Annotated in this window: 12 protein-coding genes; 3 read left to right on the top strand and 9 right to left on the bottom strand. The window is 51.1% G+C overall.

Going from position 1 to position 19,316, the window contains the following annotated elements:
- Window positions 1-11: 11 nt before the first annotated feature.
- The 4 genes from AAY72_RS02770 to AAY72_RS02755 form a co-directional block, all read right to left on the bottom strand.
- Window positions 12-311, bottom strand: coding sequence for a PilZ domain-containing protein (locus AAY72_RS02770; protein WP_057785502.1), 300 nt, complete (start codon window positions 309-311; stop codon window positions 12-14).
- A gap of 61 nt (window positions 312-372) precedes the next feature.
- Window positions 373-4,254, bottom strand: a complete 3,882-nt coding sequence (hrpA, locus tag AAY72_RS02765; protein WP_057785551.1) for an ATP-dependent RNA helicase HrpA — start codon at window positions 4,252-4,254, stop codon at window positions 373-375.
- 125 nt (window positions 4,255-4,379) lie between these two features.
- A complete protein-coding gene (locus AAY72_RS02760) occupies window positions 4,380-4,799 on the bottom strand; it encodes a CBS domain-containing protein (RefSeq protein WP_008983623.1) in 420 nt (139 codons plus the stop codon).
- Between the two features lie 120 nt (window positions 4,800-4,919).
- The gene (locus AAY72_RS02755) at window positions 4,920-5,921 is read right to left on the bottom strand and encodes an isoaspartyl peptidase/L-asparaginase family protein (protein ID WP_057785501.1); all 1,002 of its coding nucleotides are present in this window, start codon (window positions 5,919-5,921) and stop codon (window positions 4,920-4,922) included.
- A gap of 271 nt (window positions 5,922-6,192) precedes the next feature.
- On the opposite strand from AAY72_RS02755, the gene ggt reads away from it, so the two are divergent.
- From ggt to AAY72_RS02740, 3 genes are all read left to right on the top strand, one after another.
- The gene (gene ggt, locus AAY72_RS02750) at window positions 6,193-7,890 is read left to right on the top strand and encodes a gamma-glutamyltransferase (protein WP_156411268.1); all 1,698 of its coding nucleotides are present in this window, start codon (window positions 6,193-6,195) and stop codon (window positions 7,888-7,890) included.
- 72 nt (window positions 7,891-7,962) lie between these two features.
- On the top strand, window positions 7,963-8,739 hold the full coding sequence (locus AAY72_RS02745) for an amino acid ABC transporter (protein WP_231728883.1): 777 nt from the start codon (window positions 7,963-7,965) through the stop codon (window positions 8,737-8,739).
- A gap of 79 nt (window positions 8,740-8,818) precedes the next feature.
- Window positions 8,819-9,838, top strand: a complete 1,020-nt coding sequence (locus tag AAY72_RS02740; RefSeq protein WP_156411267.1) for a PHB depolymerase family esterase — start codon at window positions 8,819-8,821, stop codon at window positions 9,836-9,838.
- A gap of 66 nt (window positions 9,839-9,904) precedes the next feature.
- On the opposite strand, the gene AAY72_RS02735 is transcribed toward AAY72_RS02740, so the two are convergent.
- The 5 genes from AAY72_RS02735 to AAY72_RS02715 all read right to left on the bottom strand — a co-directional run bounded on the left by AAY72_RS02735 (window position 9,905) and on the right by AAY72_RS02715 (window position 19,163).
- On the bottom strand, window positions 9,905-11,098 hold the full coding sequence (locus AAY72_RS02735) for an SAM-dependent methyltransferase (protein WP_057785499.1): 1,194 nt from the start codon (window positions 11,096-11,098) through the stop codon (window positions 9,905-9,907).
- Between the two features lie 11 nt (window positions 11,099-11,109).
- Window positions 11,110-12,615, bottom strand: coding sequence for a cardiolipin synthase (cls, locus tag AAY72_RS02730; protein ID WP_082628925.1), 1,506 nt, complete (start codon window positions 12,613-12,615; stop codon window positions 11,110-11,112).
- 13 nt (window positions 12,616-12,628) lie between these two features.
- Entirely contained in the window at window positions 12,629-13,144 is a 516-nt protein-coding gene (locus AAY72_RS02725; RefSeq protein WP_008983630.1) for a cell division protein ZapC domain-containing protein, read from the bottom strand.
- Between the two features lie 109 nt (window positions 13,145-13,253).
- Window positions 13,254-14,264, bottom strand: a complete 1,011-nt coding sequence (gene pyrD / locus AAY72_RS02720; protein ID WP_057785498.1) for a quinone-dependent dihydroorotate dehydrogenase — start codon at window positions 14,262-14,264, stop codon at window positions 13,254-13,256.
- Between the two features lie 72 nt (window positions 14,265-14,336).
- Window positions 14,337-19,163, bottom strand: a complete 4,827-nt coding sequence (locus AAY72_RS02715) for an NAD-glutamate dehydrogenase (protein WP_057785497.1) — start codon at window positions 19,161-19,163, stop codon at window positions 14,337-14,339.
- Between the last annotated feature and the right edge of the window lie 153 nt (window positions 19,164-19,316).

Genomic DNA, 19,316 nt, shown 5'->3' with positions numbered 1-19,316 from the left:
GCTGCTTAAGCCTAATTCAACTCCAGAAACGCCAGCCCAAGCTGATAGCAGTCTTCATTTTCCTGACTGCAGCGCATCACCTTAGCAGTGGCATCTAAGGGTGCCACGCTGGCATCCGGCGATTCTAAACGTACGCGGATTAAGGTGCCCACCTCCAGCGGTTCATCGACTTCTACCGCCATACCTGAGGCGCTAAGATCACGGCACACTCCATCTAATACCCGCGCCGCCTCCGGGTCGTTGATCATCAATTTAACTTCCGCATTAACCATCATACGGTAAAAATGGCGGTGATCATTCCTCTGTGGCATATACAACTCCTTCGCTACGCTTTGCATCATCTTAGCAAGCTGTGGCAACGACGCAAGTTTATTATTTAAGCTCCTGCACCGCATGCAAAATTCGCTTTACCGAAATCGGATAAGGGGTACCCAACTGCTGCGCATGTTGTGACACCTTGAGCTCTTCCAGCATCCAGCGGATCTGGCTGACCGGCTCGGGGATGGCCTGACCGGCATATTTACCGAGTAAATTCTGGTAAGCCTGTTCAGCTTTTTGATACTCGTGCATCAATAAACGGTCGCGGTTCGGATCGACCGGGAGCTTTTCCAGCCGCTTTAACATTGCCTGCAAGTAACGTTTTAAGTCATCCAGTCTTGCTGCACCATGTTGACTGACAAAGCCTTTAAAAATCAGCTGCTCTAACTGCTGTTTAATATCGGCCTGCGCCTGAAAGTGTGCCAGATCCACCTTACCTTTTAAGCGTTTTTGAATATCGTGATAGACCGTTAAAATTTGTTCCACCTGCAATGCGATCTGCCGTACCCGCTCATTCAGCTCAGCGCGTAGCGTTTCGCGTAACCGCTCAAAGGCGGTTTTGTCCTGCACCGGTAATTGCTGGCGGATCAAGGCATCTGTTGCGGCGGCGATACAATCATCGATCAGCTCCAGCACCTTACCAAAGGGGTTAAAGTACAGGCCGAGCTTGGCTTTGTTCGGTAACGACTCCTGCAGATATTTCACCGGTGAGGGCACATTCAGCAGCACTAAGCGGCGCAACCCCTTAATATGCTCCTGCTCTGCCCGCAGTGGATTATCCAGCAGCTTAATGGCAACGCTCTGACCGGCGTCGACCAGCGCCGGAAAAGCTTTAATTTCAAAGCCGGCCTGTAGCTTAATATACTCTTTGGGCAACTCGCCAAAACTCCATTCGGTCAGTTGCTCCTGCTCAATACCCTGCTCAGCCACTTCACTCAGGCTTTGCTGCACTGCGCCCTGTAATTGCTGTTTCAGTAGCGCCAGAGAGCGCCCCTGCGCCACCAACTTACGCTCATCGACAATTTTAAAATTTATTTTTAGGTGCGCCGGCAGCTCTGTTAACTGCCAGGCATCGTCGGGGATAGTTATGCCTGACATCCGCTTTAACTTGCTGCTAATCGCAGTCAGCAGTGGCTCGCTAAAGGGGGTCAGGCTTTGCATTAACGCATCAGCATAATTCGGCGCCGGGACAAAGTTGCGCCGGTATTGCTTAGGCAGCGATTTAATCAGCGCTACTAGCAGCTCATGGCGCAGCGCCGGGATCTGCCAGTCAAAACCCTGCTCTTCGACCTGGTTTAATAGTGCCAGTGGGATCAACACACTGACGCCATCATCCAGCTCACCGGGGGCAAAATGATACTCCAGCGGCAGCGTTAAATTGCCCTGGCGCCAGCTTTCCGGGAAGCGCTCGGCACTGATATCAGAGGCATCGCGCTGATACAACAGCTCTGGGTCGAAATTCAGTAACTCAGGCTGCGTCTGGCGGGCTTTTTTCCACCATTTGCTAAAGTCGATGCGGTTATTCGCCCACTGCGGAATTCGTTCGGCGTAAAACGCGGCCAGCGCATCTTCGTCTACCAGAATATCGCGGCGGCGGGATTTTTCTTCCAGCTCCTGAACCTTACTGATTTGTTGCTGGTTGTAACGTAAAAAGGCTTCATTTAAGCCCAGTTCGCCATTGACCAGGGCTTCGCGGATAAACAGCTGGTGTGATACCGCCTCGTCAATCCGGCTATACAGCACCGGTCTTTTACCGACGATAATCACGCCGTACAGCGCGACCTGCTCATAAGCGACCACAGCGCCTTTTTTCTTTTCCCAATGTGGTTCACTGTAGCTGCGATTGACCAGATGCGCCGCCAACGGCTCAATCCATTCCGGTTCAATTCTCGCTACTGTACGCGCATACAAGCGGCTGGTTTCAACCCATTCGGCCGCCATAATCCATTTCGGTTTACGCTTAAACAGATGGCTGCCGGGAAACACATAAAAGCGGGTTTGCCGTGGTCCCAGATAGTCGGCATCGCTGTCTTTACTGCCGATTTGCCCCAGCAAGCCGGTTAAAATGGCGCTGTGAATAGCCTGATAGCCTGGCGGATTGGCGTTAAAGCTAAGCTGTTGCTCCTGCGCGACCTGAGTCAGCTGCGCCACCAGATCCTGCCACTCCCGTACCCGTAAGTAGTTTAGCAGCTCTTGCTTACACAGCCGGCGAAACTGGTTATTGCTCAGCGCCTCCTGCTGCTGTTGCAGGTAATCCCAAAGCTTTAACCAGCTGCTAAAATCGGAATCCGGATCCGCAAAGCGGCCATGCAGCTCATCGGCTTTTTGTTGCTTATCCAGCGGCCGCTCGCGCGGATCCTGAATGGATAAGGCTGCAACAATCACCAATACTTGCTGTAAGGCGCCCTGCTCGCTTGCTGCCAGCACCATCCTTGCCAGCCTGGGGTCGATCGGTAAACGCGCCAGCGTTTTGCCTAATGGCGTTAAACTGAGCTGTTGCTTGCTACGTTGCTGTGGGATCGCGCCCAGCTCTTCCAGTAGCTTGATACCGTCGTTAACAAAGCGGCTGTCTGGTTTTTGCAAAAATGGAAAGGCTTCGATATCACCCAGTCCCAGTGCCAGCATCTGCATAATGACTGACGCCAGGTTAGTGCGCAGAATTTCCGGATCGGTAAACTCCGGCCGGCCTAAAAAGTCCTCTTCGCTGTAAAGCCGGATACAGATCCCCGCCGCGACCCGGCCGCAGCGACCTTTACGCTGATTGGCGCTGGCCTGACTAATGGCTTCAATCGGCAGTTGCTGCACCTTAGAGCGATAACTGTATCGCGAAATACGCGCCGTGCCCGGATCGATCACATAGCGAATGCCCGGCACAGTAAGCGAGGTTTCGGCGACGTTGGTCGATAAAATAATCCGCCGCCCGGCATGCGTCTGAAAAATGCGGTTTTGCTCTGCTGCACTTAAGCGTGCATACAAGGGTAGCACTTCGGTATGCGGCAGCTTCAGTTTTTCCAGCGCATCAGCGGTATCACGAATTTCCCGCTCACCGTTTAAGAAAATCAGAATATCGCCCGGCGGCTCGCGATACAGCTCTTCTACCGCATCAAAAATACCCTGCAGCTGGTCGCCATCTTTATCATCCTGCTCGGTAAAAGGCCGGTAACGGACTTCTACCGGATAGGTGCGGCCTGAGACTTCAATAATGGGGGCATCGAAAAAATGCCGGGAAAAACGCTCAGGATCGATGGTGGCTGAAGTAATAATCAGCTTCAGATCCGGGCGGCGTGGTAATAACTGCTTTAAGTAGCCCAGCAGAAAGTCGATATTCAGGCTGCGCTCGTGCGCTTCATCGATAATGATGGTGTCGTACTGATTTAAAAAGCGGTCTTGCTGCATTTCGGTTAGCAAGATGCCGTCGGTCATCAATTTGACCAGCGTTTGCTGATTAGTATGATCACCAAAGCGAATTTTATAGCCAATTTGCTGACCAACCTGGCATTGCAGCTCTTCCGCCAGGCGGGCACAGACACTGCGCGCTGCCAAACGTCTGGGCTGGGTATGACCAATAGTGCCGGCGACACCCCGCCCCAGCTCCAGACAGATTTTCGGAATTTGCGTGGTTTTACCAGAACCGGTTTCGCCGGCAATAATCACCACCTGATGGGCGGCAATAGCGGCTTTAATTTCGTCTTTTTTTGCCACTACCGGCAGCTCAGCCGGATAGCTTAACGTCGGCATGGCAGAGAGCCTGGCCGCTCGTAGCGCTGAGGACTGAGCGATTTGCGCTTCAAGTTTGCTCAGTTGCGCCGCAGCTTGCTCTGGTGGCAGCTGTTTTAGCTGGGCCAGTTTACGGCGTAGCCGGAATTGATCTTGCAGCAGACACTGACCGATTTGGGCCGACAAGGTGGAGACAGTGGATGGTGTTTCAACAGACAAGTTAGCGCCCTCAGCTTTCAGAGGGCGCAATGCTACCAAGTTAGGGGTTAGGAGTGCAACGCCACTGCAGCCTTAGCGCCAGCTTTCTTGCGTCCTGCTCCGCTTGACCGCTAGCCTGCTTTACGCTAACCCGCTTTGCTATAGTGCGAGTGTAGTTCTTTATCTATGGCGCCTAACACATCAGAGCGGGTAATAATTCCCAGCAGATGACCGTTATCATCAACCACCGGATAGAGCTTGGGTTTGGCTTTTAACATAGTTTGCGCCAGATCGATAATGCCATCGTACTCTTTTACCGTCAGCACCTCGGTGCGCATCACATCACTGACCCGCGCGGCCTGCTGGTCATGATAAGTCGACATCAGCATCCGTGCCAGGCAATCCTGCTCCGAGATAAAACCTATAATTTTGCGCTGCGCATCTATCACCGGGCCACCGGTTTGCCGGCCTTTGATTAATCTGTCCACTGCCATCTCCACTGGCATATCAGCATCAAAGGTCACCGGGTGGCGATTCATATAATCGGCAACTTTTAGTAAGTCCATGCATCCCCCCTCAATTACTCATACGAATTATCGGGCGCCGCTTTACTGCTGAAACAGAAAAAGGCGATCCACATGCTTAAGGTTAGACGATGAACTCCTGCTTTGCCTGTTATTCACGCGTTATTCGGCTTGAAAAATCTCAACTTTAAGTGGTGTCGTCTCGCCCAGCATCGCCCGGTACATACCCTCGGTATTAAAGGCCCAGCTTAAGCGCCCTTGCGGATCCACTACAATTACGCCACCAGTGCCACCGACTTGTGCCAGCTCAGCCATCACTTCCGTTGCCGCCGCACTGGCCGTTTTGCCTTGATACTTCACTCTGGCGCAAATATCAGAAGCCACCTGATAACGGATAAAGTACTCACCATGGCCGGTGGCGGAGACTGCACAGCTTTGGTTGTCAGCAAAATTTCCGGCACCAATTACCGGCGCATCACCAATCCGGCCATAGCGCTTGGCAGTCATGCCACCGGTTGAGGTCGCGGCGGCCAGGTTACCGGCCTTATCAATGGCTACGGCGCCAACGGTACCCATACGCCAGGCAGGGTCAAAGGGAACGGCCGCCTGATGTGGCTGCGGCTGCAGTGCTTGTTTGGCGCGTTTTAATGCCTCATAGCGAAATTCAGTGTTGTAATAGCTGTTCGGTACCCGCTCCAGCTGCAGGGTATCGGCGAAGGCCTCAGCGCCGGCACCGGCGAGCATCACATGCTCGGATTGCTCCATCACTGCCCGCGCCAGTAAAATCGGGTTTTTGATGGTACTGACACCGGCAATAGCGCCGGCTTGCCGGTCTTGGCCCTGCATAATAGAGGCATCTAACTCATGGCTTTCATCATAGGTATAAACCGCGCCCTTGCCGGCATTGAACAGCGGCGAATCTTCCAGGATCATCACGGCACGGGTCACCGCATCCAGACTGCTGCCACCTTGTTGCAACACAGCATAACCCTGTTCCGCGGCATGCTTTAAGGTTGCCTCATAGGCCTGGCGCTGGGTATCGGTAAGCTGCGCTTTGTTGATAGTGCCAGCACCGCCATGGATTACGATGCCACTGGGGGCGGCAGCAAGTGACAATAAAGGTGTGAAACAGAGTAACGCTAACAGGCGGGGCATAGTTTTCATCTGAGTTATCCTAATCCGGGTAAGCTGTGCTTTCAGTTGTAAGATATATTTACGCTGCGGGCAACTTATTCCGGCTGTTCGCCCTTTTCTTGCGGTAGATCAATAGTACGGCAGCACAGTTCGTTAAACTAACGTCGTTGTTATACGTACTGTTATCCAGCGTAAACCTGACGCTTTGGCGCCTCTCCCTGTGGCGCCTTTTTTTTCAATATTTTCTTTCCAGCCGCTAAATGCTAAGGTCTGCAGCATAGTTTGTTGCGGAGCGCGTGTTATGTCATTTCTAAAGTCATCTGGCCTCAGTGTCCTGTTGTTGTTTATCGCCATACCTCACACCCTGTTCGCCGCAGCAGAGACCCAGGCGCCAAGGGCTGCCGCTGTTGCCAGCCCCGATAGCTATGGCGCTGAGGTGGCGGCTCAGATCCTGACACAAGGGGGTAATGCCGTCGATGCGGCAATCGCCACCGCTTTTACGCTGGCTGTAACCTACCCCGAGGCCGGCAATTTGGGTGGTGGTGGCTTTGCTACCCTGTGGTTTAATGGCAAAGCCTACTTTCTGGATTACCGGGAAACGGCACCGGCCAAAGCACACCGCGATATGTACTTGAACGCGGAGGGTGAAGTCGTTGCGGGTCTAAGTCTTATCGGGCATCAGGCCTCCGGAGTTCCCGGTACAGTAATGGGTATGTGGCAGTTACATCAGTTATTTGGTAGCAAAAGCTGGGCTGAGCTGCTGGCACCGGCAATCCAGCTGGCAGAGTACGGTTTTATCGTGCCAGAGAAAGCCTATTTATACGAAGGCGATATGCTGCAACGCTTTGCCGGCAAAACCAACTTTATTGACTACTTCGGTCACATGCGTGCTGGTGAGCGTTTTGTGCAGCCTGAGCTGGCCGCAACCCTAAAACGCATTGCGGCAGAGGGTCCGGCCGATTTTTATCAGGGCAAAACCGCAGCCCTGATCGTCACAGAAATGCAGCGTGGCGGCGGCCTGATCAGTGCTGAAGATCTGGCTGCTTATCAAGCTGTCTGGCGCACGCCCTTATTAACAAACTGGCGTGATATGCAGCTACTGACAGCGCCGCCGCCCAGCTCAGGTGGTATTGCGTTACAACAACTGCTCACACTGAAAGAATTAAATCAGCAACATTTTCGTGGTGTAAGCCATAATTCTGCGCAATACGTGCACCTGATGGCTGAGATTGCCAAGCGGGTATTCGCCGATCGGGCGGATTATTTAGGCGACCCAACCTTTACCGAAGTCCCAGTCCAGCAATTATTGGCCCCTGACTACTTAGCCAAGCGGGCAAAAGAAATCAACCCGGACAGTATCTCAGCCACAGCAGCGATTAAACCTGGCCTGGAATCTGAACAAACAACGCATTTTTCGATTGTCGATGCCGCGGGTAACGCCGTTGCCAATACTTATACCCTGAATCTGGATTATGGCAGTGGCGTCGTCGTCCGGGGCGCTGGTTTTTTACTTAATAATGAAATGGATGATTTCTCAGCCAAGGCGGGTGTACCCAATGCCTTTGGTGTGGTTGGCAGTGACGCCAATGCCATTGCACCAGGTAAACGCATGCTATCCTCAATGACGCCGACTATTATTTTAAAAGATCAGCAGCCTGCGCTGGTAATCGGCACCCCAGGTGGCTCAACGATTTTTACCAGTATCTTTCAGGTAATAAATAATTTGTATGATTTTCAAATGACACCGCAACAAGCGGTGGCCGCTGCGCGCTTTCATCACCAGTTATTACCGCAGGATCAGATCCGGTTGGAGCCCTATCAAACACTCAATGCCCAAACGCAAGCTGAGCTCACGCAAAAAGGCTATCAGTTGCATACACCGAATTGGGATTTAGGTGATATCCAGCTGATCCTTATCAATAAAGCTGGCACCACGGCGGTGTCCGATCCGCGGGGGCGTGGCAAGGCTCTGGTAATAGAAGCGGCAAAAGCGCAGTGAGCCGACTATACTTAAGCTGTTTCGCGCAGATTATGCGCCGTGTTGCGGAGTATCAATGAAGTTTATCTTGCTATGTTAAAACGGCCGCTGTTGCTGTTCATCGTGTTGACGGCGTTGACAGCATTGCCAGTGCAGGCCACCGAAACTCGCCTGCGATTTTGTTACGAAGACAAGCCACTGTTGCCTTTTTACAGCGGTCATGGCCTGGTACCAGCCGATCCGCCCGGGGCTGCGATTGAGCATTTAAGGGCAGCAGCCGCGGCGAGCAATCTGCAACTGGAGTTGATCCGCCAACCCTGGTTACGCTGCCTGCAACAGCTCGAAGATAATAGCATCGATGCGCTGGTTGCCGAATACTCCGCCGATCGTGAACATTATATGCAAATGCCCCGCACGGCTTCTGGTGAAGCTGATCCGCGGTTTGCGATGAGTAGTTTTAGCCTGTGCCTGGCCTATCACCCGCAAAGTGCCTTGCCGGATAAACTGGCCAACGGCGGCGAATTTACTATCGCCCGCCCACTTGGTTATCGCCCCATCCCCCTGCCGGCAAAAAGTGTGCAAGTTCATGCTGATTCAATCAATCACGCCCTGGATTTAGTTAGCTCGGGTCGGGTTGATGCAACAACGGTACTGTGCCAGTTTAATGATCAGCCGGTACAGCCGGCAGAATTGCAGCAAAGACCGGTATTGTTTCATCCGCAGCCGGTACATCGCTCGGTAGGCTATTTGATGTTAAGTAACGCCTTTTTTAAGGCACAGCCAGATGTAGCCCAAAACCTCTGGCAGCAAGTTGCCAATACCCGATCGACCGAGCGTTATCTGGAATATCTGCAGCAACAAAACCCCTGACTGTACTAAAGCGCTATTGCCAACAACATAAGGTCCGCTATGCTGGCCTGATTAAGATCTGTTATTGCGCGGAGTAACTATGTTTAAAACCAGCCTAACCCTGAGCAGTATTATGGTTGCAGCGATATCTGGCTCATTGCTTACTCATCCGCTACTTGCTAAAGAGGATGAAACGAGCCTGCCCAAGCTGCAACTGGCACCCCATCTGACCGTATCGGGTTTGTCTTCCGGTGGTTACTTCGCGGCGCAATTTCATCTGGCGTTCGCTAATGAGGTGAAAGGCGCCGCTATCCTGGCGGCAGGGCCGGTGTATTGTGCGAAAAACGATTTAATGCAGGCGCTTGGCAACTGTATGAATCAGCCCACCGCAACTCCGGATCTGCCGGCAATTAATCAGTACCTTGCGACACAACAAGCCGCTGGTAAGCTGGCACCGGCCACGGCACTTGCTGACAGTAAAGTCTGGCTGTTTAGCGGCTCTGCCGATGCGACAGTATTGCCACAAGTCAGCACCGCGCTTTATCAGCAGTATCAGCAATGGATACCTAAAGAAGCGCTGCGCTTTATTAATGATCAGCCTTTTGCGCATCACTTTCCGACTAAGCAGGCCGGCTTCACTGCCTGTGATAAATCTGAGTCACCTTTTATCGCCAGCTGTAATTATGATGCCAGTGGCCAGTTGCTAAGCCATTTATTGGGCGCGATAAAACCGCCAGCCAGCCAAGCCAGCGGGCAATTAGTAAAACTGCAACAGCATCAACTGGCACCGGCAGCGGCAGGTGAACTGGCTGCTGAGGGTTATCTGTACATCCCTGAAAGCTGCGCTAGTGGCGCTGCATGCCGGCTCCATATCAGTTTTCATGGTTGTAAGCAGGATGTCAGTCAGGTCGGCGATGCCTATATCCGTCACACTGGTCTGAACGAGTACGCCGATACCAATCAGCTGGTCATTTTGTATCCACAAGTTGAGAAAAGCGCGATGGCGCCCTTTAACCCGAATGGTTGCTGGGATTGGTGGGGTTACAGTGGCGAACATTATGCCACTATCGACGGCCCACAGCTTAAGGCAGTAAAACAGCTGGTGGAGGCGCTGCGCTAATAAAGGGCGGCACCGACATTGCTGCATTAGCAGCAATGTCGCCTCTCATTTATATCGCAGCGGCACTTATATCGCAGTGGCACTTGCGGCTAACAGCTGCTCCAGGCATTGCTGTTTTACACCGTAAAATTGCTTTAATTCGGCAATTTGTGCCAGTACTGCAGTGTTATCTTTTGGCTGTTGCCGCTTCGTTGCCAGGATCATTTTGTTTTTGCTGGTGTGCTCCAGCGAAATAAACTCAAATACCTTAGTGTCGTAACCATGCGCATCGAGCAGTAAGGCGCGTAAGCTATCGGTTAGCATCTCGGCTTCCTGCCCCAGATGGATGCCATGTTGCAGCATTGGCGCTAACACCAGCGGTAATCTGACTTGTGGCCGAACTTCTTTGTGACAGCAAGGCGAACACATAATAATTTCGGCGCCAGTGCGGATCCCCATATGAATGGCATAATCTGTCGCGGTATCACAGGCATGTAACGCCACCATCACATTAATACCCTGTGCCTGAAAATGCTTTACATCACCCTGAGCAAATTGCAGGCCGCTTAGTTGCAGCTGCCGGGCAGTGTTATTGCATAAATCAACCAGGTTTAGTCGTAGTTCAACTCCGGTCACCTGGGCCTGCATCCCCAGGGTATGACAAAAATAGTCGTGCATCGCAAAGGTCAGATAAGCTTTACCCGAGCCAAAATCAGCAACGTGCAAAGTGCCACGCTGCAGTAAGCCACTGTCTTTTACCGCACCGGATAGAATTTCAATAAATTTATTGATCTGCTTCCACTTATTCGACATCGCAGGAATAATTTGCCCACGTGCATCGGTAACCCCCAACGCCTGTAAAAATGGCCGGCTCTGTTCAACATAGCGTTGTTTATCACGGTTATGCGCACTGGCGACGACAGGTGCGATTGCCTGGCGCTTCAAATTCAGCAGAAACTTCCCCTTTTTTGAACGGCTTAGCTGGGCTTGCAGCTGACTACTCTGTAAATTTGCCTGCGCAAAATCCTGTTGTAATAAGCTATCAATTAAGGCTAGCGCCGGCTCAGCGCCATAGTTTTGTGTAATATGGTTGGTTTGATGCTGATATAAAAACTTGAGTTGCCAGCTGCCTTTTAATTGCACTGGTGTAATTTCCAGTCGTTGCAGACTGCTATCGCTACCCTGATATTTACTCAATACCAGCTTGACCAGTTGCTGCTGCTGGATAGCCTGTTGTAAAGCCTGATAAAACTGCTGCCAGGGGCTGACTTGTGCAGTCAAAACGGAATCTCCTATAAAACCGGGGCCATGAGGTGCGCGGCGCGCGACACAGCACGTAACCACCAGGGACGCAATGCCAGTTCAGACAGTGACATTTGCCGCGACTGACTGAAATCGACTAAAAACTGTTGCTCCAGTTGCCGGGTAAAGGCTTCATCCAGCAACAAGGCGGTAATTTCAAAATTTAAGCGAAACGAGCGGTTATCCAGATTTACGGTGCCGATGGCGGCAAGACGCTCGTCAACCAGAAAGCTTTTTGCATGTAAAAAGCCTTGCTGATAACGATAGATTTTAACACCGGCATCTAATAAAGGCCCGATAAAGGCATAAGCCGCCTGCGTCACTAACAGGTTATCGGTTTGCTCCGGGATCAGAATACGCACATCCACCCCACGCAGGGCAGCGAGTTTAAGGGCCGCCAGGGTGCCTTCGTCTGGCACAAAGTAGGGGCTGGCAATCCAGATCCGCTCTCTGGCACTGTGCAAGGCATGCTGGATCAGTAGGCTGGCAGTTTCGAATCGATCGGCCGGACCAGAGGGTAAGATCAACACCGGAATATCGTCAGTCGCCGCCGCTTCAGCCTGCCAATGCAAGGCGGGCACGGTGTCAGCGCTCCAGAACCAGTCTTCAACAAAAGATAATTGCAACGCTAATACCGCCGGCCCCGTCAATTTTAAATGGGTGTCACGCCAATTACCGTAACGCGGGTCCTGCCCCAAATATTCATTGCCAACGTTCAGGCCACCCAGCCAGCCATGTTGGCCGTCGCTAATGACAATTTTGCGATGATTTCGAAAATTCAGCTGAAAGCGGTTACCCGGGCCCTTAGTAGAATGAAAAGGCCGCACAGCGACGCCCGCAGCAGTTAACTGGCGTAAGTAGGCCTGAGACAAACGGTAACTACCAATCTCATCGTACAGAAAATAGACCGCAACGCCCTGCTGCGCTTTGTCAATCAGGGCCTGCTGTAAGCGTTGCCCCAGCTCATCGTCGCGCACGATATAAAACTGGATTAACAGATAATGCTGTGCCGCGGCAATACCAGCAAAAATACTATCAAAAGTCGCTTCACCATCAATCAGCAACTCAGCAGCATTTCCACGCAAAAACGGCATTTTCGCTAACTGCTCAACAGCCTGCAAACTGCCGCGTTCGCGGGTACTTTGCAGAATATATTGCTCTACTCCCGATGCTTTAAGCTGATGTTTACTGACAAGTTCATGTTCAGTAGCCTGGCGGGAAATAATATAACCCTGAAACCTGCTGCGGCCAAAGATCCAATAAGCCGGCACCGCCACGTACGGAAAGGTATTTAGCGACACAATCCAGGCAATACTGCCCTGCGCTGTGCGGGATGACATCAGCGCATCCAATGATGACAGCAAGCCAGAAAGATGAAACAGTGCCAGCAAAACCAGCAGCAGCCGTCGCTTTTTCGAGACTAAGGGTTTGCCCGAGGCTAGCGCGCCAGATGAGCGGCTAAAGGCCTGCTGCAGTAATTTTTGTATCCTTAGCATTCAGGCCTTAAAATCAGGCAGTGCGGGCGAGATTGACATCTTGTTCGATAGGTGTTGCTCTGTTTCGTAATACCCGGATTACTGTACTGCGTGCCAGCAACTTACCAGCGAGCGATTCGCCAGCCTCAAGCAACAGGCACTCGACACATTCCAGATCTGAAGCAACAACTAAAGCAGTGATGGTGTCTTTACCTTGCAACTGTACCAACTGATATAAACCACTGTCTTGCGAGCGTTGGGTGGCAAAGTACCAGCTTTTATGGGCACTCAGTTGCCGGTAGCGATTGGCCAGCGCATGTAAAGTCAACTCCAGACGCAGCGCATCGTCGCTGATGACCGGCAGTAATGCATCATGAAAACGCCAATAACTTTCCGCCTCTTCTAGCGAAAAAGGTTGCTGCTGGATCCGGCTATGCAGATTAGCGCCCGATAGGTCGGAACAAAACTGCAACTGGTCATCTATTTCCAACAACAGACGATCTTTTTGCGGGCAGTAATGCCAGGTCCATTGCTCTGACGGCGTTAACATTGTGCTCCTTTATCTGGTCAGACTACGCACTTATTAGCACTAATATAGCACGCCGATCAAAAAGTTAAAGAATAATTCTGTCTAAATAACCCTGATCGGCAACAGATCGTTATAAGGACTCGACGATTTCTTTGATTAACGCCGGCCCGCGGTAAATAAAACCCGTATACAGTTGTAACAGATCAGCACCCGCGGCCAATTTTTCTGCTGCAGAGGCCGCATCATGGATACCGCCAACACCAATAATCGGAAACGCCGGGCCGACGGCCTGACGTAACTGACTTAATACCTGGGTACTGCGTTGTTGTACCGGTTTACCACTTAAACCACCAGCTTCATCGCTATAACGCTGGCCGGCCACCAGGCTACGATCCAGCGTGGTGTTAGTCGCGATAGCACCATCCATTTTGCTGCGTAACAGGGTTTCGGCCACCTGCTCTACCGCTACCGCGTCCATATCTGGCGCAATTTTTACAAAGATCGGCACATAGTTATCATACTGCGCCTGCAAATCCAGCTGCTCATTCTTAACGCTTTGCAGCAAATCAAACAAGGCCTCACCAAACTGTAGATCCCGCAATCCCGGCGTATTGGGCGAAGAAATATTGACTGTGATATAACTGGCATAGGGGTAGACTTTACGCATACAGTGCACATAGTCATCTTTACCCTGCTCGTTTGGGGTATCTTTGTTCTTGCCGATGTTGATACCCAACACCCCTTTAAACTGACTATGCTTTACGTTATTAACCAGATAATCCACGCCTTTATTGTTAAAACCCATGCGGTTAATAATGGCTTCCGCCTGCGGTAAGCGGAACATGCGCGGTTTGGGATTACCCTGTTGTGGCCGCGGTGTGACAGTACCGACTTCCAGGAAACCAAACCCCATCTGGGCAAAAGCGGCGATACAGTCAGCGTTTTTATCCAAACCAGCCGCTAAGCCAACCGGGTTTTCAAAGCGAATGCCAGCGACGGTTTTCGGCTTAGCCAGCAGTTGTTGCTGCCATAACGCCGACAGTGGTGTATGCGCCAGACGTTTTAAACTTCCAAGCGAAAAATCATGCGAGCGCTCAGCATCACAACTAAATAACACCTTTCTGGCAAGAGGATAAAACATAACGGATCCTAAAATAAAAAATACCCCGGCGAACCGGGGTATTGTAATGATTTTACTAGTTAATGAATAGCATCAGACCGATTGACTTAATAACATCAGCTCACGCATTGCAACCGAGAACTTAGCGAATTCATGGCTTTGCGTCGTCTTAAACTCAGACAACATTAAGCGCCACCGCTCTACCAGACCACTGTGCTGCTCCAGCCAGTTGCTGATAATGTCCTCAGCATTGCACACCGTACCGCAGCTTTTTACTACCACTGAGGTTAAACCACGTTGCTGCCAATCCAGCTCTTCGCGATACGATGCCCGCGCCAGAGCCTGCCAATGGTTGGCGACCGGCTGCCGGGTAATTTGCTCCAGGAACCAGTGTAGCTCCAGTTTATCGCCTAATTTAAAGTAAATTTCAGCGACCATCGCCAATGGTGTTTGCTGTGCATCTGCCACCTGCGCGATATCCATCACCGAGAACACTGTACTCAACCGGCTGACATAGGATGCTACCTGCTCCGGAATACCCTGCTCCACCAGCTCCTGTGCTTTTTCTGCCAGTTCCTGCATTTCACGCTCAGCAATATACTGCGTTAAATCGCGGCAAATCGCTTCGTACGCCGGTTTGAAGAAATCTACGGTTTGGGTAATGTCCAGCGACTTGTCACGGTGACGTACAAACCAGCGGGTAGCCCGACGCATAGTGCGGCGCAGTTGGAACAGCACCCGGCTTTGCAGCGCGGCTGAGACTTTATTATCCAGCTGTTGTAATTGCTTCCAGTTGTGTGACAGATCGAACAACTCACGCACTATGGCATAGCAAATCGCCACTTCAGCCACTGAGGCGCCGGTTTCTTCAAACATCCGCTGCACGAAGTTCGGGCCCATCTCGTTAACCAGCATATTCGCCAGTTTGGTGGCGATAATTTCCGCTTTCAGCGGGTGCTGGCTAATTTCTTTGCCAAACTTCTGTTGTAATACCGCTGGGAAAGCACCGGTCAATAATTTTTGGAAGAACGGATTATCCGACACTTCCGGCGTCACCAAGCGTTCTTTTAGCACCATCTTGCCGTAAGCGGTTAAAATTGCCAGCTCAGGTCGGGTTAAGCCCATACCTTTGGCCATCCGATCCGCTAACTCATCGTCTGACGGCAGGAATTCCAACTCACGGTTAAGTTTCCCGTCTTTCTCCAGAGCATGGATAAAGCGGGTATATTCTTTGATCTGCTCTGAACCCAGCAAGGACGACAAGCTGATGCTCTCAGTCTGCCGGTAACAGTCGCCGATAACAATAGCGGCCACGTCGTCCGTCATATCGTTGAGTAACGTATTCCGCTGTTTCAACGTCAGATCACCGGCTGCCATTAAGGCGTTTAGCAGGATCTTGATATTGACTTCGTTATCCGAGCAGGTTACGCCGCCAACGTTGTCGACGAAGTCAGTATTAATCCGTCCGCCATTGGCTGCGAATTCAATCCGGCCTCGCTGGGTACAACCCAGGTTACCGCCCTCACCAAAAATCTTCGCCCGCAGTTCACGGCCATTGACCCGTAAGGCTTCTGAACCACGATCGCCAACTTCCGCATGGCTTTCGTTGCTACCTTTAACGTAGGTACCGATACCACCGTTCCAAATCAGATCCACCGACATCATCAGACATTCACGAATCAATTCGTTTGGCGTCATGCTGGCTTTGGTCGTGCCCAGCATATCTTTCATTTGCTGGCTTAACTTAATCGATTTCGCACTACGGGCAAATACACCACCACCCTCAGAGATCAGTGACTTATCAAAATCATCCCAGGTTGAAGTTGGTAAGTTAAATAAACGCTCACGCTCTTTATAGGTCTTTGCCGCATCCGGATTCGGGTCGATAAAGATATGCATATGGTTAAAGGCAGCCTGTAACCGGATGTGCTTCGATAGCAACATGCCGTTACCAAAGACGTCACCCGCCATATCACCGATACCCACGCAAGTAAAATCAGTAGTCTGGCAATCGATACCGATTTCGCGGAAATGGCGTTTTACTGCCTCCCAACCACCACGGGCTGTGATACCCATCTTTTTATGGTCATAGCCGTTAGAGCCACCTGATGCGAAGGCATCACCCAACCAGAAACCGTATTCTTCCGAAATCCCGTTAGAAATATCGGAGAAGGTAGCCGTGCCCTTATCGGCAGCAACTACCAGGTAAGGATCGTCTTCGTCTAACCGCACCACGTCAACCGGCGGTACGATACTGCCTTGTTTAATATTGTCGGTGATATCCAGTAAGCCACGGATAAAGGTGCGGTAACATTCTTTGCCTTCATTGATAAAGGCTTCGCGACCACCGGTTTCCGGTAATTTCTTACAAACAAAACCGCCTTTCGCGCCTGATGGCACGATAACAGTGTTTTTCACCTGCTGTGCTTTTACCAGGCCCAGTACTTCGGTGCGGAAGTCTTCGCGGCGATCGGACCAACGTAAACCACCCCGAGCCACCTTGCCAAAGCGTAAATGCACGCCTTCTACCCGCGGTGAGTACACGAAAATCTCGAACATCGGCATCGGGAGCGGCATATCCGGAATCAGATCAGGTTTGATCTTGAAGGAGATATACGGCTTGTCAGCGCCATCTGCGGCTTTCTGGAAGTAGTTGGTTCTTAAGGTCGCATTAATCATATCGACAAAGCGACGGATAATCCGATCATCGTCCAGATTAGCGACGTTCTCTAACTGCTCATTAATTTGTTCAGTCAGTTTTTCTAACTGCTTAGCCGTCGTTTTCAGTGACGGTGAAAACTTGGCGTTAAACAGCTGCACCAGCAAGCCAGCCAGGGTGGCATAACGGGCAAAAGTGCTTTCGACATAGCTTTGGCTAAAGGTGCCACCGATCTGGCGTTTATATTTAGCAAAGGCACGTAAAATGGAGGCCTCGCGCCCAGTTAAACCGGCGCCAAGGATCAAGCGGTTAAAGCCGTCATCTTCCAGCTGGCCTGCCCACACCTTGGTCAAAGAATCCTGAAAGCTTTGTGAGGCAGCAGCAAAATCAGTTGGGATCTCGCCATTTAGCTCCATCGCGAAGTTCAGGATCCAGCTGACCGAGCCATCCGGACACTTCACCGCATAAGGCGTTTCACCAATTACCCGCAGACCAAAGTTTTCCAACATCGGTAGCACATCGGATAAATGGATCGGCTGGTCTTTATGGAACAGATTCAGACGCACTGCTTTACTGTCACGTCCTTCTTCCTGTGGCCGGTAGAACAGCATCTCCAGCTTGTGGTCAGCGGATAATGACTCCAGCTTACCGATATCGACCAGCGCGTCATTGGGCAGCATATCTTCTTTGTACGCCCGCGGGAACGCATTAACGTACTTGCGGCTTAATTCACGGCCGCGCGCTTCACCATAAACCCCGATCAGGGCAGCTTCCAGTTTGTCTTCCCAGGTACGGGCCGCTTCAACCAGATTTCGTTCGATTTCTTTCACGTTGTACTCAATTTGGCTATCGTTGATCCGCACCAGATAATGAGTACGGGCCAACACAGATTCAGAGAAATAAGTGGTAAATTCAACCGGCTCGGTTGAACCTAAAGCACGTGCTAGTATGGCCTGGGTGTCTTTTCGCAGCTGAGTGTTATAACGCTCGCGTGGTACATACACCATTGCCGTGACGAAACGGCCAAAGGTATCTTCACGCACAAATAAACGCGTCATATCACGTTCCTGCATTTGCAGTACGCCACGGCTGACATCCAGCAGCTCATCGACATTAGCCTGGATCAGCTCATCCCGCGGATAGGTTTCTAAAATATTCAGCAGGGCTTTATAGGCATGAGTACCGACCGCAAATTCTGAGCGCTCCATCACCTGCTTTAACTTACCCTTTAACAACGGGATTTCTGCCGCAGAATTGTTATACAAGCTGGAGGAGTACAGACCGATAAAGCGATCTTCACCCACTACTTTGCCACTCTTGTCGAAGCGTTTAATACCGACATAATCGATATAGGCCGGGCGATGTACACGGGATTTGGCATTGGTTTTGGTTAAAATTAACAGCGAGCTGTTCAGTGCCTGCTGGCGGCCGCGCTCCGGTAATTCAGACAGCATCAGATCCCGCGGCTCTGAACGGCGCATCAGGCCTAAGGCCGAATCACGTTCACCGACAATCTGATAATCGCCTTTTACCGGCTTGATATCGTAGGAGCGGTAACCTAACAGCGTAAAGTTATCTTTGGCCAACCAGTTTAAAAACTCTGTGGTCTCGGTTAACTCGTCTTTTGATGCCTTACCGGCATGCTTAGGTAAGGCTTTGATCACGTCCAGCAGCTTCTGCCGCGCCGGTTGCCAGTCCTGAACCGCCAGAGAGACATCTTCCATCACCGATAACAACTCGGCTTTTAATGCGGCAATGGCCTCACTGTCCGTCATCCGATCAATTTCGATATGAAACACGGTTTGCTGTGTGGTGGCATCGCTTAAGCGGCCCAGCTTGGCAAAATCGGTAATATTACCCGCCGCATCACGTTTGGTTTGCAGCGGATAATGCAGTAACAGATGAGATGCAATATTATGCCGGCTCAATGCCATTCGCACTGAGTCCACCAGAAACGGCATGTCCTGCACCACCATTTCGACAATGGTGTGTTTTGACTCCCAGCCGTGACGGGCAATTTCCGGGTTAAACACCCGGATGCGAGCTGCTGGCTCGGCATGTTGATTAAAGGTTTGCCACAAACTTAAGGCTGCGCCGTACAGATCGCTGTCATTACGACCCACTAAATCTTCACTCGACATATTGCCATACAGGGTATGGGCAAATTTATCGACTAACTCAACCTGTTCTTTTACTTTTTGTTTGATCAGTTTGCTGACATTTTGTAGTAATACTGAGGGTAGACCATCTATCTTTGCCATTATTGCATCCTTTTATCAATCACTGCGACATTGCAGGATCCACAAAATTAACGGGGATACTTTAAGCTGCGCAGTGTAGTAGCTATTGTAGCGCTTTTGAAGCGATATTTGTGGCTTTTACGCTGGTTATACCACTGAATTACCGGCATTTCT

It is taken from the genome of Alishewanella sp. WH16-1 (genome assembly GCF_001441695.1).
In the GTDB taxonomy this organism is placed as follows: Bacteria; Pseudomonadota; Gammaproteobacteria; order Enterobacterales; family Alteromonadaceae; genus Alishewanella; species Alishewanella agri.
Note: the sequence above shows the minus strand (reverse complement) of the source record. Positions and strands in the feature narration are given on the sequence as shown.

Bases quoted from the DNA above. Each gene is read 5' to 3' on its own strand.
- AAY72_RS02770 (WP_057785502.1), bottom strand. From the start codon at position 311: ATGCCACAGAGGAATGATCACCGCCATTTTTACCGTATGATGGTTAAT.
- AAY72_RS02715 (WP_057785497.1), bottom strand. From the start codon at position 19,163: ATGGCAAAGATAGATGGTCTACCCTCAGTATTACTACAAAATGTCAGC.
- AAY72_RS02760 (WP_008983623.1), bottom strand. From the start codon at position 4,799: ATGGACTTACTAAAAGTTGCCGATTATATGAATCGCCACCCGGTGACC.
- cls (WP_082628925.1), bottom strand. From the start codon at position 12,615: ATGCTAAGGATACAAAAATTACTGCAGCAGGCCTTTAGCCGCTCATCT.
- pyrD (WP_057785498.1), bottom strand. From the start codon at position 14,264: ATGTTTTATCCTCTTGCCAGAAAGGTGTTATTTAGTTGTGATGCTGAG.
- AAY72_RS02725 (WP_008983630.1), bottom strand. From the start codon at position 13,144: ATGTTAACGCCGTCAGAGCAATGGACCTGGCATTACTGCCCGCAAAAA.
- AAY72_RS02745 (WP_231728883.1), top strand. From the start codon at position 7,963: ATGTTAAAACGGCCGCTGTTGCTGTTCATCGTGTTGACGGCGTTGACA.
- AAY72_RS02755 (WP_057785501.1), bottom strand. From the start codon at position 5,921: ATGAAAACTATGCCCCGCCTGTTAGCGTTACTCTGTTTCACACCTTTA.
- AAY72_RS02740 (WP_156411267.1), top strand. From the start codon at position 8,819: ATGTTTAAAACCAGCCTAACCCTGAGCAGTATTATGGTTGCAGCGATA.
- ggt (WP_156411268.1), top strand. From the start codon at position 6,193: ATGTCATTTCTAAAGTCATCTGGCCTCAGTGTCCTGTTGTTGTTTATC.